14 protein-coding genes are annotated in these 17,883 nt (G+C 63.2%); 13 read left to right on the forward strand and 1 reads right to left on the reverse strand.

Features of this window, described 5'->3' with window-relative positions; genetic code table 11:
- The first annotated feature begins 102 nt into the window (after positions 1 to 102).
- The 9 genes from IC762_RS04845 to IC762_RS04885 all read left to right on the forward strand — a co-directional run bounded on the left by IC762_RS04845 (position 103) and on the right by IC762_RS04885 (position 9,337).
- The gene (locus IC762_RS04845; RefSeq protein ID WP_246801425.1) at positions 103 to 972 is read left to right on the forward strand and encodes a branched-chain amino acid ABC transporter permease; all 870 of its coding nucleotides are present in this window, start codon (positions 103 to 105) and stop codon (positions 970 to 972) included.
- On the forward strand, positions 969 to 1,694 hold the full coding sequence (locus IC762_RS04850; RefSeq protein WP_028140599.1) for an ABC transporter ATP-binding protein: 726 nt from the start codon (positions 969 to 971) through the stop codon (positions 1,692 to 1,694). Before IC762_RS04845 ends, IC762_RS04850 begins: the two co-directional genes overlap by 4 nt.
- Entirely contained in the window at positions 1,687 to 2,406 is a 720-nt protein-coding gene (locus IC762_RS04855) for an ABC transporter ATP-binding protein (protein ID WP_061881451.1), read from the forward strand. The genes IC762_RS04850 and IC762_RS04855 overlap by 8 nt, the downstream gene beginning before the upstream one ends.
- A gap of 105 nt (positions 2,407 to 2,511) precedes the next feature.
- The gene (locus IC762_RS04860) at positions 2,512 to 3,276 is read left to right on the forward strand and encodes an enoyl-CoA hydratase/isomerase family protein (RefSeq protein ID WP_028140597.1); all 765 of its coding nucleotides are present in this window, start codon (positions 2,512 to 2,514) and stop codon (positions 3,274 to 3,276) included.
- Positions 3,277 to 3,280: 4 nt separating this feature from the next.
- A complete protein-coding gene (locus IC762_RS04865) occupies positions 3,281 to 4,072 on the forward strand; it encodes a creatininase family protein (RefSeq protein ID WP_195787498.1) in 792 nt (263 codons plus the stop codon).
- Between the two features lie 167 nt (positions 4,073 to 4,239).
- On the forward strand, positions 4,240 to 5,373 hold the full coding sequence (locus IC762_RS04870) for an LLM class flavin-dependent oxidoreductase (protein WP_195787499.1): 1,134 nt from the start codon (positions 4,240 to 4,242) through the stop codon (positions 5,371 to 5,373).
- A gap of 16 nt (positions 5,374 to 5,389) precedes the next feature.
- The gene (locus tag IC762_RS04875; protein WP_007594449.1) at positions 5,390 to 6,169 is read left to right on the forward strand and encodes an enoyl-CoA hydratase/isomerase family protein; all 780 of its coding nucleotides are present in this window, start codon (positions 5,390 to 5,392) and stop codon (positions 6,167 to 6,169) included.
- A 1-nt stretch (position 6,170) separates the two neighbouring features.
- Positions 6,171 to 8,036: an AMP-dependent synthetase/ligase gene (locus tag IC762_RS04880; protein WP_195787500.1), complete on the forward strand. Its 1,866-nt coding sequence runs from the start codon at positions 6,171 to 6,173 to the stop codon at positions 8,034 to 8,036.
- Between the two features lie 197 nt (positions 8,037 to 8,233).
- Complete coding sequence (locus IC762_RS04885) at positions 8,234 to 9,337, forward strand: ABC transporter substrate-binding protein (RefSeq protein WP_237863298.1); 1,104 nt, start codon at positions 8,234 to 8,236, stop codon at positions 9,335 to 9,337.
- Between the two features lie 72 nt (positions 9,338 to 9,409).
- Here IC762_RS04885 and IC762_RS04890 read toward each other — a convergent pair whose 3' ends face one another.
- Positions 9,410 to 10,270 carry an AraC family transcriptional regulator gene (locus IC762_RS04890; protein WP_195787502.1) on the reverse strand — a complete coding sequence of 287 codons (861 nt, stop codon included), beginning with the start codon at positions 10,268 to 10,270 and terminating at the stop codon, positions 9,410 to 9,412.
- Between the two features lie 370 nt (positions 10,271 to 10,640).
- Between IC762_RS04890 and mdeB the strand changes: the two genes are divergently transcribed.
- The 4 genes from mdeB to IC762_RS04910 are packed head-to-tail and all read left to right on the forward strand — an operon-like array spanning position 10,641 to position 17,882.
- Complete coding sequence (gene mdeB / locus IC762_RS04895; RefSeq protein ID WP_195787503.1) at positions 10,641 to 13,319, forward strand: alpha-ketoglutarate dehydrogenase; 2,679 nt, start codon at positions 10,641 to 10,643, stop codon at positions 13,317 to 13,319.
- Positions 13,320 to 13,336: 17 nt separating this feature from the next.
- Entirely contained in the window at positions 13,337 to 14,617 is a 1,281-nt protein-coding gene (locus IC762_RS04900; RefSeq protein ID WP_195787504.1) for a 2-oxo acid dehydrogenase subunit E2, read from the forward strand.
- A gap of 5 nt (positions 14,618 to 14,622) precedes the next feature.
- Positions 14,623 to 16,335: a dihydrolipoyl dehydrogenase gene (gene lpdA / locus IC762_RS04905; RefSeq protein ID WP_195787505.1), complete on the forward strand. Its 1,713-nt coding sequence runs from the start codon at positions 14,623 to 14,625 to the stop codon at positions 16,333 to 16,335.
- Positions 16,336 to 16,352: 17 nt separating this feature from the next.
- Positions 16,353 to 17,882, forward strand: coding sequence for an acyl-CoA carboxylase subunit beta (locus tag IC762_RS04910; RefSeq protein WP_195787506.1), 1,530 nt, complete (start codon positions 16,353 to 16,355; stop codon positions 17,880 to 17,882).
- Position 17,883 lies beyond the last annotated feature (1 nt).

Consider the following 17,883-nt stretch of genomic DNA (forward strand, 5'->3'; position numbering starts at 1 on the left):
TTCGCCGCCCTGGCCGTGGTGGGTGGCATATCCAACGCCTACGTCATCTCACTTCTGACGATCGTCCTGTTGTTCACCTTCATGGGACAATCGTGGAACCTGATGCTCGGGATCGGCGGGCAGCTATCCATCGGTCACGCGCTGTTCGTTGGAATCGGTGCGTATGCGGTGGCGATCCTAAACATCAAATACGGCGTCACCCCGTGGATCGGTCTGCTGCTGGGCGCGGTGATTGCGGGCTTCGTCGGCGCGGTGCTGGCGTGGCTGAGCTTCCGCTTCGAGGTCCGTGGCATCTATTTCGCGCTGCTCACGATCGCGGCCGCCGAATTCGCCCGGATCATGTTCGGCGGGTGGGACTATGTCGGCGGCATGCAGGGCCTGTTCTATCAGGCGCCGAGCGGCACGATGGACCTCGGGATGCTGCGCGGTGACGCGCGGTTCTACTACTTCGTCGCGCTCGCGCTTGCGGCCATCGGCGTCGCAGGAACGGAGCTGATCTCGCGATCGTATTGGGGCTATGTCTGGCGGGCGATGCGGGACGACGAAGAGGCCGCCCGCGCACTGGGGGTGCGGACGTTTCGCCACAAGGTGCTGGTGGTCTCGATATCGGCCGCGACGGCCGCGGTCGGCGGCGGCGTGCTGGGCTTGGTGCAGGGTGCGATCTTTCCGGATTCGATCATGGGTATGGCGATCTCGGTCGACGTACTGATCGGCCCTGTGGTGGGCGGATTGGGCACTGCGTTCGGCCCGCTGGTCGGCTCGATGGCCGCGATCCCGCTGCATCACGCCATGGGGGCGCTCGGCGACAGCCTGGGGCTCCCCGGACTGAACAGCGTCGCCTACGGGGCGGTGCTGATCCTGGTCGTGTGGTTTCTGCCCGACGGCATCTGGCCGGCGATCGTCCGGCTCTACGAGGCGATCCAACTGCCGGCGCGCGGCCGGATCTCACAATTGCGGAAGGTCGAGGAATGACCGCGCTGCTCGAAGTGAAGAACCTGACCAAAGCGTTCGTTGGATTGGTCGCGGTCAATGACGTCAGCTTCTCACTGCAGGCAGGCCGCATCACCGCCCTGATCGGGCCAAACGGCGCCGGCAAGACCACCTGCTTCAATCTCGTCGCCGGGGCGCTGAGACCGACCGCCGGGCGGGTGCTATTCGAGAGGCGTTCGCTCGAGCGCGAGCCGCCCGAAGCGGTGTGCCGCATGGGCATTGCGCGCACCTTCCAGATCGTCCGACCGATGAAAGATATGTCGGTGCTCGAGAATGCCATGGTGGGCGCCTTCAGCTGGACGACGAACGTCAAGGAGGCGCGGGACAAGGCGTATGAGTCGCTCGAAAATGTCGGGCTCGCCGGCAAGGCGAATGCCCGGACGGATCAGTTGACGTTGCCCGATCGCAAGATGCTCGAGATGGCGAAGGCGCTCTCGACTCGCCCCAAGTTGCTGCTGCTCGACGAAGTGATGGCGGGGCTGCGTCCGACCGAAGCGGCAGGCGTCGTCGGCGTGCTGCACCGGCTCGCCGAGGGTGGACTGACGATCCTACTGGTCGAGCACGTGATGCGGATCGTGATGGAAGTGGCGTCGACCGTGGTGGTGCTACACCACGGCGCCAAGATCGCCGAGGGCAAGCCGTCAGAGGTGGTAGCGGATCCTGCGGTGCTGGAAAGTTATCTGGGAGCCGGTTTCCATGCCTGACGACGCGCTTCTCGAAATCGACGACCTGTGCGTGGCCTATGACGGCTCCAATGCGCTGAACGGCGTGTCGCTCCGCATCGGCAAGGGTGAACTGATCTGCGTGGTCGGCGCCAACGGCGCCGGCAAGACCTCTCTGATCCGATCAATCGCGGGGATCGTGCCGTCGTCGCGCGGTTCCGTCAGGATCAACGGAGTCGAAATCTCGCGGCGACCGCCGTGGGACATATGCGAAATGGGCATCGCTCAGGTCGCCGAGGGCCGCCAGATCTTCAGTGCGCTCTCCGTCGAGGACAATCTGCTGATCGGCGGCTCGCTGAAGCGGGCCAGGCACGACCTGGCAAATACGCTTGATTCCGTCTATCAGCTGTTCGGGCGACTTCGCGAGCGCCGCGACCAACTCGCCGGCACGCTGTCCGGCGGCGAGCAACAGATGCTGGCGATCGGTCGGGCGATCATGTCGAAGCCAGAAATCGTGATGTTCGACGAGCCGTCGATCGGACTGTCGCCGGCGCTGACCGATGTGATGTTCGGCGTCGTCAAATCCCTCAACGAGCAGGGCATCACGGTCCTTCTCGTCGAGCAGAATGTCGCCAAGTCGCTCGCGCTGAGCAGCCGCGGCTATGTGCTCGAGAACGGCTCCGTGGTGTTGCATGGATCTAGCCGCGATCTGCTCGAGAACCCCGATGTCCAGCGCGCCTATCTGGGATTGTGAGGCGCGCCGTCTCGGCGAGGCGTCGGGCGCTGCGGCTCTCGTCGCGCTGCCGTTCGGTCCACCGCTCCCCGGCTGTTGCAGCCGCCTCTCGCTTGGGTCTCATTGATGAACACTGCCACTTCTCTCCTGATCGAGCGTGATCAAGACCTGGTCACGATCACGATGAACCGGCCGCCGGCCAATGCGCTGAATGCGCAACTCATCGTCGAGTTGCTGGAGGCGATCCGGCGCCTTGCCGACGACGAGAATCCGCCCGGCATCGTGCTCACCGGAAGCGGCGACCGCTTCTTCAGCGCAGGCGGCGACATCAAGGAAGTCGTCGGGATCGACGTCGCGAGGCCGCGCATTCGGTTCTTCCACGAACTCCTCGTGGCGATGGAGAACTATCCGGGCCCGATCGTCTGCGCCGTCCGCGGCTATGCGGTCGGAGGCGCCCTGGAGTTTCTGCTGCATGCGGACTATGTTGTGGCCGATGCGGCGTGCAAGATTGGATTTCCGGAAATCAACCATGGCCTGCTGCCGGTGACCAAAGGCATGCGCCGGGCCGTCGAAAAGCTCGGCGTGCGGGCGGCGCAAGAGCTGCTGTACTGGGGCGAGCTCGTCGGCGCGGAGCGCGCCGTGGCGATCGGCGCCGTGAACGAGATCGTCCCGACCGAGGAGGTCGCATCCCGTGCGCGAGACGTGTGCGGCGTGTTGCGGCAGAAAGACCGCAAGCTGTTCCATGCCATCAAGCGATCGCTCAATCTCACCGCGCAAATGAGCGATCAGGCGCTCGAAAAAATGACCGTGGCCGACCTCGACGCCTACGTCACAGCCGAGAGCTCAACCAAAGCGCGTGCGAGATTTTTGTCAAAGAACAGTAAGGGCTGAGCCGATGACGCGCGGATATCCCGATCAGATCTATCTGGAGCAGATGAGCCACGAGGAAGTCGCCGCGGCGCTGGCCGATGGGTGCACGACGGTAGTGATCCCGCTGGGGGCCGTCGAGCAGCATGGGCCGCATTTGTCTTTGGGCATGGATGCGGATCATGCCGATGCTCTGGCCGAGCGGATCGCGCGCAGCCGCGGCAACACGCTGGTGGCGCCGACCATCACGGTCGGCTGCTCGTCTCACCATCTGCCATTCGCGGGTACGATCTCGCTGCGGCCGGAGACGCTGGAAGCGATTTGTGTCGATTATTGCACAAGCCTGGCGCGGCACGGCTTCAAGCGTATCCTGATTCACTCGGGTCACATCGGCAATTTTCCGGTCCTGAAGGACGTGCTCGGTCGCTTGCGCGAGGTCGTCCCCTCGGATGTCGAGATCCTGGCGTTCTTCGACTCGACGAAATGGATCGACACGTGGCGCGATGCGGTGCGCGAAGCCGGAGGAGACGTGTTGGCCGTCGGCGGCCACGCCGACATCGCCGAGACGTCGCTGATGATGGTCATTAGGCCCGACAGCGTCAGACCGGACCGCTTCGAGGTGGGCCATCTTGGCGGCTTGTCGGAGGCTGATCTCGAACTGATGTGGAAGAACGGCATCCGATCGGTTTCGCAGAACGGCGTGATCGGAAGTCCGATCGGCTCGAGCTACGCCATCGGCGAAGCGTGCCTCGCGGCGGTCGCCGAGTTGCTGATCAAGACCTTCGATAGCGAGGCCGGAGCCGCCAGCGCCCGCCGTTGACGGTCAGCCCGTCCGCTGCGTGGCGAAGCTTCCCGGGGCGTCTGCCATGTTGCGAATGCTGACAGCATAAAATTCGGAAAGCGTTACTACGCAACGCGGCTTTCGGGCGAAAATATCGCCACGCCTATGAAACCCTGTGCCATCTCGCAAGCTAAGAGGATTGAGACATGGCACTTACGTTTGGGTTCTGGTCTGAACAGGAAACCCAGGTCGGCCACAGTTACTCGCGCAGGCTTCACGAACTAGTCGACGAAGTCCGTCTGGCCGAGAAGGTCGGCTTCGACTGCGTCGCGCTCTCCGAGCAGCACGTGGCACTGGGCGGGATCTCGAGCTCGGCGCCCGAAGTGGTGTTCGGCTATCTGGCCGCGGTGACGTCGCGCGTCAAGCTGCGCGCGGCGGTGACGCTGATGCCGCAGCGCATCAACCACGCCTTGCGTTCGGCCGAGCGGCTTGCCGTGACCGACATCCTGTCCAACGGCCGCATGGAATTCTACGGCGGCCGCGCCAACACCACCATCGCGATGCGGGCGTTCAACGTCGATCCGAACGAAACGCTGGCGCAGATGGAGGAAGGGCTGGCGCTGCTGAAAGCGGCGATGCGCCAGGACATTTTCACGTTTGACGGCAAGTACTACCAGATCCCTCCGCGCCAGCTGGTTCCGAAGCCGCTGCAGAAGCCGCATCCGGTGATCGGGATCGCGGCGACCAGCGAGCGCAGTCATCTCTGGGCGGCCTCGCAGGGCTTCGCCGTGATGAGCAGCAACATCTATCAGGGCTGGGAAGCTCAGCAGAAGCTGATCGACGCCTATCAAAAAAACTGGAAGTGCGACGCGGAGGGACCGCTGCAGCGTCCGCGTATCGGCATTCCGCTGTTCATCGGCATCGGGAAAACGGACGAGCAGGCCAAGGCGGATTATGCCGGCCCGCTAATGCACTATGCCAAGATCTCGACCGATGCCTATCCGCGTCTCGCGGCGATTGCCGACGACTACAAATACATGGGGGAGAGCGTGCCGTCGATGGAGCGCGCCGCCAACGACTGGGACTATCTGGTCAACGAGTCGGCCACGACGGTGTGCGGCAGCCCCGATACGGTCATTCGTCAGATCGAGAAGTTCGAGGCCATGGGTATCGACGAGGTGCTGCTGCACATGGACTCCGTCCCGCACGAAAAGATCATGGAGGCGATCGACATGGTCGGTCGCTACGTCATCCCGCATTTCAACGACGGAAACAACGTCGTGCGGCCGACCGAGGAGATCCTCGGGCAGATCCGGCTGATGCGGACCCAGAAGCAGTAATCGAACGGTGAAATCAATGTCGCAATACGGCTACAAGTACCTGATCGTCGAGCAGCGCGCCACTGGCGTCGCGATCGTCACGATGAACCGCCCGGAGATCCTCAACGCGATCAACTGGGAGATGCACGAGGAGCTCGAAGACGTCTTCGTCAAGCTGGATCACGACAGTTCTGTCAACGCGATCGTTCTCACCGGTGCGGGCCGCGGATTTTGCTCTGGTGGCGATCAGAAGTCGCTGGATAAGGGAACGCTGCCGTCCCCGACGCGCAGCGGTCGCCACCTCATCCGCAACATGCTGGAAGTCGAAGTGCCGATCGTCGCGGCCGTCAACGGTGTCGCGGTCGGCCTGGGTGCCACGCTCGCGCTGTTCTGCGACGTGATCTATGCGAGCTCGACAGCCCGTTTCGCCGACACGCATGTCAATGCCGGCGTCGTCGCGGGCGATGGCGGCGCGGTGATCTGGCCGCTGCTGATGGGGCCGGTACGCGCGAAGCACTATCTGATGACCGGCGAATTCATCTCCGCTGAGAAAGCGGCTGCTATCGGTATGATCAACGAGGTGGTCGCAGACGGCAACGTTCTCGATGCCGCGATCGAATACGCCGAACTGCTGGCAAGCGGGCCGAAGGAATCGATCGTGTGGACCAAGTACAGCGTCAACAAGATCATCAAGCAGTACGCCCACCTGCTGCTCGACACCTCTGCGGCGCTGGAGATGTTGACGTTCAAGTCGCCCGAGCGGGCCGAGGCGGTTGCCGCATTCGCGGCCAAGCGCAAGCGTTTCGCGGAGCGCTGAGATGAACGTCGCTGAGATGACATCCGGCGCCCAGTTGGCGGATACGACCGTCGTGCAGCTTTTGGCCGCGCGACTCGCGGAGCGGCCCGACAAGATCGCCTTGCAACAAAAGCGTCACGGCGCCTGGACCGCCATGACGTGGGGCGCCTATGCGCAGCGTGTCGTGAACCTGGCCAGCGCGCTGCGGCGTGCTGGTCTCGAGCGCGGCGATCGGGTCGCGATCATGGGCGATTCGTCCGAGGAATGGCTGATCGCCGACATGGCCACGATGTGCGCTGGCGGCGTCATGGTGGGCGTTTACTTCACCTCGTCACCCGAAGAAGTGGCTTACTGCTTCACGGATTCAGGCGCGAAGTTCGCGTTCGTCGGCGGGGAGCCGCAGCTTCGCATCGTGCTCGCCTCCGGTCGGGCCGAGCAGCTCCGCGGCATCATCGTGCTCGACCCGGATTGGACCGGCGAGGCCTCGGCGTCGATCAAGTCGCTGGCCGTCTTTGTTGGAGCACACGATGTCGATGCGCATGACTATCTGCAGAACGAGAGCGCGACAGCAAAGGCGTCCGATGTCGTCAGCATCGGCTATACGTCCGGGACGACCGGAAACCCCAAAGGGGCCATGCTGACGCACCTTTCCATTCTCGCCGGCGTTCATTGCATCACCCTGTTCGGCCCCAGCATGCGCGAAGAGGAACACCGGGTGGTCGTGCATTTGCCGATGTCGCACACTGTGGCGCGCGGGCAGGCGACCACGTTGCCGCTGATCGCCGACGCAGTTCCATATTTCGGCGAGACGACCGCGGACTTCGCCCAGACGATCAAAGAGGTGAAGCCGACCTACTATATGGCGCCGCCGCGGTTCTACCAGCGCTTTGCGACACAGATCCTCAGCAAGGTGCATCCCGCCGGGGAAGCGGGAGATCAGAACTACACGCTTGCCGTGACGATCGCGCGCAGGGCGCTCGAAGACCGTCAGCGCGGCCACGAGGATGCCTTCGTCTCGAAACTGTTCGCGGCCTGCCGCGAGCAAGTGTTCCTGCCGCTGCTCGCGGAGGTCGGTTTCGACGAACTGAAGGTCGCGTTCACCTCGTCGGCGGCGATGCCGTCCGAGCTGATGTCGCTGTGGCAGTTGTGGGGCTTGCAGCTCAAGGAGTGCTACGGCCAGACCGAACTGGTCGGTGCCAATCTGGTGCAGATGGCGGAGTGGCCGAAGGCCGGCAACGTCGGGGTCCCGCTGCCGGATCCGGCCTGGGAAACCGCCGTGCTCCAGGACGGCGAGATGATCGTCCGTGGACCGGGATTGTTCGCGGGCTATTGGAACAAGCCGGACGAGACGAAAGCGGCGCTTCGCGACGGCTGGCTCTACACCGGCGACATCGTCGAAGTGTCGCCGGAAGGAACCTTCAAGCTTGTCGACCGGAAGAAGGAGATCATCAACACGTCGAACGGCAAATCGATCAGCCCGACTCAGATCGAAAACGAGCTGAGGCACAGCCCGTTCATCTCCGAGGCGGCTGTGATCGGCGAGGGGCGAAAATATCTCACCGCCCTGATCGAAGTGGATGCCACCGCCACAATGGACTGGGCGAAGTCGCGCGACGACAAGATCGCGAGTTACGCGGACCTGGCAGGCTCCGAGATCGTCAACCGGCTGATCGAGGCGGAGATCGGCAAGGCCAACGGAAGGCTGGCGCGAGCCGAGCAGATCAAGGCGTTCCGCATTCTGCCGGAGGAGCTGTCGCTCGAGAACGGCGTGATGACGCCGACGCGGAAGAAGCGTCGCAAGCAGATCAACGAGCGCTATCAGTCGCTGATCGCGTCGCTCTACGACGAAACCGAGGAAGAATTGATCAAGGCCGAGATGGGCCTTTGAGGTCGGCGGTCGGTCCCAAAACGTACGAAGCTACCAGTCGAGATAAGATTTCACTCCTTCAGCAACAGGACATCGAGATGACCAAGCGAAGCGGAATCACGCGGCGGACGATTGTCGGAAGCGGATTGGGAATTGCGGTAGGCCTGGTATCAAGGCCATCGTTTGCGGCGAACACGAAAGTGAAAGTCGGAGCGATCATGCCCAGCAGCGGCGTGCTGGCGTTTCCCGGTCAGGCCTGCGTGCGCGGCATCGATCTCGGCGCCAAATTCGCGCGTGAGAAGTTCGGCCTCGACATCGAGATCGTTCACGCCGATACGCAAAGCCGTCCGGAGAACGGTCGGATTGCCGCCGAGAGCCTGATCCGGCAGGGCTGCACCGTGCTGATCGGCGCGTGGGATTCCGGTGCCACCATTTCGGCGCTGCAGGCCTGCGAGGCCGCCAAGGTGCCGATGGTGGTCCACATCGCGAGCGCCACCCAGGTAACTTCACAGGGCTTCACCCAGGTGTTCCGCTATTACCCCACGTCGCTGACCATCGTGCGGCAATCGTTGGCCGAACTGAAGTCCGTGCTCGGCACGCTGAAGGATCCGCCGAGCAGCGCCGTCGTTCTCCATCTCAACAACACGATGGGGCAGTCGACGGCGGCCAGCATCGATCAGGCGTGGAAGGAAGTGGATGTTCCGCTCAAGATCGCGCAGCACGTTGCCTATGACGAGAAGGCCAAGGATCTGTCGGTGGAAGTTGCCAAGGCGAAAGCGTCAGGTGCCGATGCTTTGATCTCAGTCACGCGCGTCAATGACGCGATCATGATCGCGCGCGAATGCATCAAGCAGGGCTGGGACCCGAAGATGGTGTTTTCGCCCAACTCCAACGGCGTGTCCGACAAGGCGTATCACGACGCGCTCGGAAAGTATGGTGACGGTCCGGTTCTGTCGGCGTTGTGGCTCAATCCCAAGGGCGCCGAGACCGACAAGATCATGAAGATGTTCGCGGCCGACTACCCGAACGACTGGTTCGATGCCAATGCGGGCTGCGCGTTCGAGGCGGTGCAGATCGTCGCAGACGCCGTGACGCGGGCGGCTTCGCCGGAGTCCGCGGCGATTCACGGCGCGCTCAAGAAGACCGACATGAAGCCGATCCTGATGTACGGCGACAACACCTCGTTCGACGAGACCGGCCAGAACATCCACTGTTCGATGGTGATGCTGCAGGGTTTGAAAGGCAGGCCTCGGGTGGTGGCTCCAAAGGCCATTGCGGAAGCGTCGCTCGAGTATCCGCTTGCGCCTTACAGCAAACGCTGACGTCGTTACGGGCGGCCCCGCGAAAGCGTCGCGGGGTCGCGGTCGTCAAGTGCCCAGGCAGGGACGTGCGAGCTAGGGCAAACTGTCCGAATTAATCAGGCGCGACCGCTCGGCAAGGAAGCGGCGAGGGCTCTTTCCCATCGTCTTCTTGAACATCGTGATGAACGCGCTGGGGGTTTCGTACCCCAGTTCCAGCGACACGGCTTGGACCGAAGTGCCCGCCGTGAGGCGTTGCATGGCGATCAGAATGTGGAGACGCTGGCGCCAGCGCCCGAAGGTCATCCCCGTTTCCTTGGCTATGAAGCGTGCGAAGGTACTCTCGCTCATCGCGTAGCGCGAGGCGACTTCGTCCATCGTGCTGCGGTCGCCCGGATTATTCAACAAGGAGGTCGCGAGGTGTTGAAGACGGGCGTCGGGGGAGATCGGCAAATACATTTCATCCGTCGTCGGCATCTGCACGAGTTCGTCGAGCAAAACCCGGCCGAGACGGCTGGTCGGTCCTTCCAGCGGATAGAGCGGTGGGAACACCGAGAGGCGGTGGATTAATTCCCGCACCAGCGACGTGATCATCAGCGTGCAGCAGGTCCGCGGCAGCATGCTGACCTGCGGATCGATGAACACTGTGTAGAGTTTGCCGAAATCGGCCACGCAATTGCTGTGCTGCACGCCGGCCGGGATCCATACCGCGCCTTGCGGAGGCACGATCCACAAGCCGCCGGGCGCCCGGCACATCACCGAGCCGTGAGATGCGACGACCAATTGGCCTTTGCGGTGTGAGTGCAGCGGCAGGTCGTCGTTGTCTTTGCTGGTTTCGAGACAGAATGAAGTGACGGGACGATCGAACTGATCCGGATCGACAGGATCATAGTTGATCCGAAGATCGGGCAGATCCATTCGCGCAAAATCGCGATCGAACTCGGTCTCGGGCGGCATTTCAATCCTGCCAATTCGTCAAGTCAGTCAAGCCTTGATGCAGATCCTGCTGCTAGCCGAGGTTAGCTGTTTTGAAAGGTCAGGTCACTAGTCGCGGCGAGCCGTCGAGTTCGCTGATCTGCGACAAGATGCCCGCTACTGCGGCGTGAGCGCGAGCGATGCGGCATGCTGCGCCGTGACCAAGCGGGAGCACCTGTCAGGCGGCCGACGGCTCGATCACTCGCCCGATTAAACCAACAGCAGAGAATGCTGCGATGCGAGCCTCCGCGTCCCGCCGGAGCCGGGCAATCCGTCGGAACGCGGCCGAATTCAGCAGCACGTGCCATAGCACCCGATGCTACCAAGTGCGGGCTTTCTCGGAGCCCGACGCATGACTGCACACATCGATCCGCCACGCAAGGTCGTCAACGCCGATCAGGATGCGGTCGAAACCGCCGATTGGCTCGCCTCGCTTGGATCGCTCCACCACAGCGCCGGTGCCGAGCGCGTGCGTTACATCCTGGCTTCGCTCGATCGGCGCGCGAAGGAGTTCGGCGTTCTGCCGGAATCTCCGCCGTTTTCGCCCTATCGCAATTCTATTCCGCTCGAGCAGCAGAAGCCCTACCCCGGCGACATCGCGATCGAGACCCGCCTGACGGCGATCATTCGCTGGAACGCGCTCGCGATGGTGGTCCGCGCCAACAAGGCCTATGGGGAACTCGGCGGGCACGTTGCCAGCTACGCCTCGGCCGCGGAGATTTTCGAAGTCGGTTTCAATCATTTCTTTCGCGCGTCAAGCTCCGAGTCGGAGGGCGACTTGGTGTATTTCCAGCCGCATTCGTCCCCCGGAGTCTATGCACGAGCGTATCTCGAAGGCCGACTGTCGGACGAAAATCTGAAGCTGTATCGCCAGGAACTGAGCGGCCCCGGTCTGTCGTCCTATCCGCATCCCTGGCTGATGCCGGAGTTCTGGCAGGTGCCGTCGGCGTCGATGGGCCTTGGGCCAATCAGCGCGATCTACCAGGCGCGGTTCATGAAGTATCTGCAGCATCGCGGCCTGGTGCAGACGGCTGGTCGTCACGTCTGGGGTGTGTTCGGCGACGGCGAGATGGACGAGCCGGAATCTATCGCCGGGCTCGCCCTGGCGGCGCGGGAAAATCTCGACAACCTCACCTTCGTCGTCAATTGCAACCTGCAGCGCCTGGATGGGCCGGTCCGCGGCAACGGGCAGGTGATTCAGGAACTCGAATCACTTTTCCGGGGCGCCGGCTGGAACGTAATCAAGGTGCTGTGGGGATCGGACTGGGACGATATCTTCGCGCGCGATAGCAAGCATGCGCTGCTGCGCAAATTCGCCGACACCGTCGATGGCAAATATCAGACGCTCGGCGCCAAGGATGGGGCCTACAACCTCGCCCACTTCTTCAGCGAGGATCCCGAGGTCCGGGCGCTAGTTGCGCACATGTCGGACGCGGATATCGACGGCCTGAAGCGCGGTGGCCACGACTTCAAGAAGCTGTTCGCGGCCTTTGCCGCAGCGAAAGACATTAAGGGTCGGCCGACCGTCATTCTGGCGAAGACCAAGAAGGGCTACGGCATGGGCGGCGCCGGCGAATCGCGCATGACGTCGCACCAGGCCAAGAAGCTCGATGTCGACGCGCTGTATGCGTTCCGCGACCGGTTCGCCCTGCCGCTCAGCAACGAGCAAGTCGAGGATCTGGAATTCTTCAGGCCTGCGGAAGACAGCGCGGAAATTCAGTACCTGCGCGCCCGTCGCGCGGCACTCGGTGGCTACATGCCGGCGCGGCGACGCGCTTCGGCGGCGCTGCCGGTGCCGCCGCTGCAATCCTACGCGGAGTTCGCGCTGCGCGGCGACGGCAAGGAGACGTCGACCACGATGGCGATCGTGCGGCTGTTCACCAATTTGCTCAAGGACAAAACGCTCGGCCCGCGCATCGTCCCGATCGTCGCCGACGAAGCCCGCACCTTCGGAATGGCGAACCTGTTCAGACAGGTCGGCATCTACTCGCCGGCGGGACAGCTCTACGAGCCGGAAGATGCCGGTTCGATGCTGTACTACAAGGAAGCGATCGACGGTCAATTGCTGGAGGAGGGGATCACCGAGGCGGGGGCGATTTCGTCATGGACCGCGGCGGCGACCTCCTATAGCATCCATAACTTCCCGTTGCTGCCGTTCTATATCTACTATTCGATGTTCGGCTTTCAGCGGATCGGCGATCTGATCTGGGCGGCGGCGGACCAGCGCGCGCGTGGCTTTTTGATCGGGGCGACGGCCGGCCGGACGACGCTCGGCGGCGAAGGCTTGCAGCATCAGGACGGGTCCAGCCATCTGATGGCGGCGACCGTTCCGAACTGCCGGGCCTACGATCCGGCATTCTCCTACGAGGTGGCCGTCATCGTCGATCACGGCATGCGGTCGATGCTCGAGCAGGGCAACGACGAGTTCTATTACCTCACGGCGATGAACGAGAACTATGCGCAGCCCTCGATGCCCGACGATACACGCGACGGCATCATCAAGGGTCTCTATCGGGTTCTGCCGAGCGCTGACGGGCCGGCGAAGATTAGGCTGGTCGGCTCGGGCGCTATTCTCCCGGAGGCGCTCGCCGCCGCAGCGATGCTGCAAAGCGAATGGAAAGTGGCCTGTGAAGTCTGGTCGGCAACGAGCTTTTCCGAGCTGGCGCGGGAGGCGCGCGATGTGGAGCGAACTAATCGGCTCTCGCCACTGTCGACCCCGGTCGAGAGCCACGTCGTACAATGCCTCGGCGGCAAGGTGCCGATCGTCGCGGCATCGGATTATGTCCGGGCGTATCCGCAACTGATCGGTTCTTACATCGAGGCGCCCTATACGGTCCTAGGCACCGACGGCTTCGGGCGCAGCGATACACGCGCCGCGCTGAGATCGTTCTTCGAGGTCGATCGCAAGCAGATCGTCGTTGCGGCGCTGTCGGCGCTGGCAAAATTGGGTCAAGTGGCGCGTGAGCAGGTCGCCGAAGCCATCGCCAGCTACGAATTGCCGACCGGCGTTGCATCGCCTTGGTCGCGCTAAGAGAGGGCGGAGCGCGCATGTCTCGTTCAATTGAAGTCGTTCTGCCAGATATTGGGGACTACAAGGATGTTCCGGTAGTCGAAATCAATGTGTCGGTCGGCGACGAGGTCACGATCGACATGCCGTTGCTGTCGATCGAGTCCGACAAGGCGACGATGGAGGTGCCATCCCCGGCCGCAGGCACGGTGGCCAAACTGATGATCGACGTCGGGGTGCGGGTTTCTCAAGGTTCGGTTCTGATGGTCCTCGAAGGGCGCGGCGAATCCACCGCGCCTCCGCCGGCGACTGCGTCGGCACCGCAGGTGGAGCAACGGATCTCGCAGCAGGAGACGCTGTTACGGCCGGCGCCCGTGGCTCCAGTCGATGACTCGCGAGCACGTGCACAGCAGCCGCAGCTTAGCGGGGCGGCGCATGCATCGCCGTCGGTCCGCGCTTTGGCGCGTGAGCTCGGCGTGACGCTGGATTCTGTCGTGCCCACAGGCCCCAAGGGCCGGATTTTGCGCGAGGATGTGGCGGCCTTCGTCAACGGACTGGTGCGATCGAGACCGGCGACGGCGCCTGAGCCCGGCGCCCCGGTCGATTGGCCCAAGGTGGATTTCGAGAGGTACGGCGCGGTCGAGCGCCTGCCGCTGACACGGATCCAGAAGCTGACCGGTACGAACCTCTCGCGCAACTGGAGCGTCATTCCCCATGTAACGAATTTCGACAGAGCGGATGTGACCGACGCCGAAGCCTTTCGTCAACTCGCCAATGCCGAGGCCGCGAAGGACACGGCGAAGCTCACCATGGTGTCGCTGCTGATCAAGGCCGCGGCCTTGGCGCTGCAGAAATACCCGCGCTTCAATTCGTCGCTCGATGGCGATGAGTTGATCCTCAAGCACTATGTCCACATCGGCGTCGCTGTCGACACGCCGAGAGGTCTGGTCGTGCCGGTGATCCGGGACTGCGATAAGAAGGGCTTTCGGCAAATTGCCGCGGAGATGCGCTCGCTCGCCGACAAGGCGCGCGCGGGGCAGCTCGCGTCGGGCGACATGCAGGGCGGCTGTTTCTCGGTGTCGTCTCTCGGAGGCATCGGCGGTCAGGGATTTACGCCCATCATCAACGCGCCCGAGGTGGCGATCCTCGGCGCCGGGCGGGCCGCCACCGAGGCGGTCTGGAACGGCCGCGAGTTTGAACCGCGCCTCATCCTTCCGATGAGTCTGTCGTGGGATCACCGGGTCGTCGACGGCGTGGCTGGGGCCCGGTTCCTGGGCTTCGTCGCGTCGGTGCTCTCCGATCTGCGGCGCTTCGCGTTGTGACGCAGATGCGGACAGAGGAAATCCGGGTCCCCGACATCGGGGATTTTCGAGACGTCGAGGTCGTCGAGGTCCACGTCAGGGCGGACGACGTCGTCGTGCGAGAGCAGGCGTTGATCACAGTGGAATCCGACAAGGCCACGCTGGAGATTCCGTCGCCGATCGCAGGGGTGATCACGAGCATGTCGCTGCGTGTTGGAGACAAGGTGTCTCAAGGCTCCATGATTGGCACGGCGTCGGCGTCGGACGAAGCGGGCGCGCAAGGCGAGACGATCTCAGCGGATCAGGATGTTGGCCAGCGCGCAACAGATTATACGCGCTACGATCTTGTCGTGATCGGAGGCGGGCCGGGCGGCTATTCAGCAGCGTTTCGGGCCGCAGACCTTGGACTGAACACCGCGATCATCGAACGCTACGGCACCTTGGGCGGAGTTTGCCTGAACGTTGGATGTATCCCGTCGAAGGCGCTGCTTCATGTTGCGGCCGTCAAGGAGGAAGCCGAACGGATCGCGGACAAGGGCATTCGCTTCGCCGCGCCGCAGATCGATCTGCAGGAGCTGCGCGCCTTCAAGCACGGCACTGTCAAGAAGCTGACGGATGGGCTGAGCCAGATGGCAGCAGCGCGCCGCGTCACGGTGATCCGCGGCATCGCGAAATTCGCCTCCGCCACGCGGCTCGAGATTGTCGGTGAGGGGGCAGGCTCGCAGCAAATTGAATTTGGTCAATGCATCATCGCCACGGGCTCGCGCGCGGTGCAGCTAGCGGTGCTTCCCAAGCATGAGCGGGTCGTGACCTCGACCGGCGCGCTCGCGCTGCGAAGCATTCCGGGCCGCATGCTCGTGATCGGAGCGGGGATCATCGGGTTGGAGATGGCGACCGTCTACAACTCGCTCGGCACCAAGATCGATCTTGTCGAAAGGCTTCCCGATATCCTGGCGGGCGTGGATGCCGACGCGGTGAAGATCTGGCGTTCGTGCAACGCGCATCGCTTCGAGCATATCGACGTCGCAAGCAGCGTATCAACCGCCGAAATCACGCCGGACGGCGTGAGGGTCGGTACCACAGGCGCATCGGTACGGACACGATCGTACGATTTGGTGTTGCAATCAGCCGGCCGTGTTCCTAACAGTAGCGAACTCGGCCTCGAACGGATCGACGTTGCCATCGATTCGAACGGCTTCATTCAGGTCGACGAGCAGATGAGAACGACGGCGCGCAACGTCTTCGCCATCGGCGACGTCGTCGGCGGTTCGATGCTGGCGCACAAGGCCGTTCACGAGGGGCACGTCGCCGCGGAAGTAGCTGCCGGGAAGCCGGCGGCCTTTACCGCGAAGATCGTCCCCAATGTCGCCTACACCGATCCTGAGATCGCCTGGGTCGGCAAGTCCGAGCGTGATGTCGCCGAATCCGGACGGAAGATCCGTTCGACAAAATTCCCATGGGCCGCGTCCGGCCGGGCCATCGCGTCGGGCGCATCCTATGGCATGACGAAGCTGCTGTTCGACGCCGAAACCGGTCGCATCGTCGGGGGCGTGATCGTCGGACCGCATGCCGGCGATATGATCGGGGAAATCTGTCTCGCTATCGAAATGGGGGCTGACGCGATCGATATCGGAAAGACCATTCACCCGCATCCGACCCTCGGCGAGACGATCGGCATGGCTGCCGAAGTCCATGAGGGCATTTGCACCGACCTGCCTCCAATCGCCAGAAAGCGGTAGATCAGTTGGCCCAATCGATGTCCGTTATCGAAGCCCTTGAACAACGTCGCGCCGGTGCCAAACTCGGCGGCGGCGAGAAGCGCATCGACGCGCAGCATGCGCGCGGCCGCCTCACCGCGCGGGAGCGGATCGACCTGCTGCTCGACAAGCATTCGTTCGAGGAGATGGACATGTTCGTCCAGCACCGCTCGACCGAATTCGGGATGGAGAAGACCAAGATTCCGGGAGACGGCGTGGTCACCGGCTGGGGTACCGTCAACGGCCGCAAAACGTTTGTCTTCGCCAAGGATTTTACGGTGTTCGGCGGCTCGCTGTCCGAGACCCACGCGCTGAAGATCACAAAGCTCCAGGACTTGGCGATGAAGGCGCGGGCGCCCATCATCGGCCTCTATGATGCCGGCGGCGCGCGCATCCAGGAGGGCGTCGCCGCGCTCGCCGGCTATTCCTACGTGTTCCGCCGCAACGTGCTCGCCTCCGGCGTGATCCCGCAGATCTCGGTCATCATGGGCCCCTGCGCCGGTGGCGACGTCTACTCGCCGGCCATGACCGACTTCATCTTCATGGTGAAGAACACCAGCTACATGTTCGTCACCGGCCCCGACGTCGTGAAGACGGTCACCAACGAGGTCGTCACCGCCGAAGAGCTCGGCGGCGCCTCGGTGCACGCCACGCGCTCCTCGATTGCGGACGGCGCCTTCGAGAACGATGTCGAGACGATTTTGCAGATGCGCCGTCTCATCGACTTCCTGCCGGCGAACAACACCGACGGCGTGCCGGAATGGCCGAGCTTCGATTCCATCGAGCGGGTCGACATGTCGCTGGACACGCTGATCCCCGACAATCCGAACAAGCCCTACGACATGAAAGAACTGATCCTGAAAGTCGTGGACGAGGGCGACTTCTTCGAGATCGCCGAGGGTTTTGCCAAGAACATCGTCACCGGCTTCGGCCGTATCGCGGGCCGTACTGTCGGTTTCGTCGCCAACCAGCCGATGGTGCTGGCGGGCGTGCTCGACAGCGACGCCTCGCGCAAGGCCGCGCGCTTCGTCCGCTTCTGCGACGCCTTCAACATCCCGATCGTCACCTTCGTCGACGTGCCGGGCTTCCTGCCGGGCACCGCGCAGGAATATGGCGGCCTGATCAAGCACGGCGCGAAACTGCTGTTCGCCTATTCGCAGTGCACCGTGTCGCTCGTCACCATCATCACCCGCAAGGCCTATGGCGGCGCCTTCGACGTCATGGCCTCCAAGGAGATCGGCGCCGACCTCAACTACGCCTGGCCGACCGCCCAGATCGCGGTGATGGGCGCCAAGGGCGCGGTCGAGATCATCTTCCGCTCCGACATCGGCGACCCCGACAAGATCGCGGCGCGCACCAAGGAATACGAAGACCGCTTCCTGTCGCCGTTCATCGCGGCGGAACGCGGCTACATCGACGACGTCATCATGCCGCACTCGACCCGCAAGCGCATCGCCCGCGCGCTGGAGATGCTTAGGGACAAGAAGGTCGAGATGCCGGCCAAGAAGCACGACCACATTCCGTTGTAGG

The sequence above is a fragment of the Bradyrhizobium genosp. L genome, from assembly GCF_015624485.1.
Taxonomy (GTDB): Bacteria; Pseudomonadota; Alphaproteobacteria; order Rhizobiales; family Xanthobacteraceae; genus Bradyrhizobium.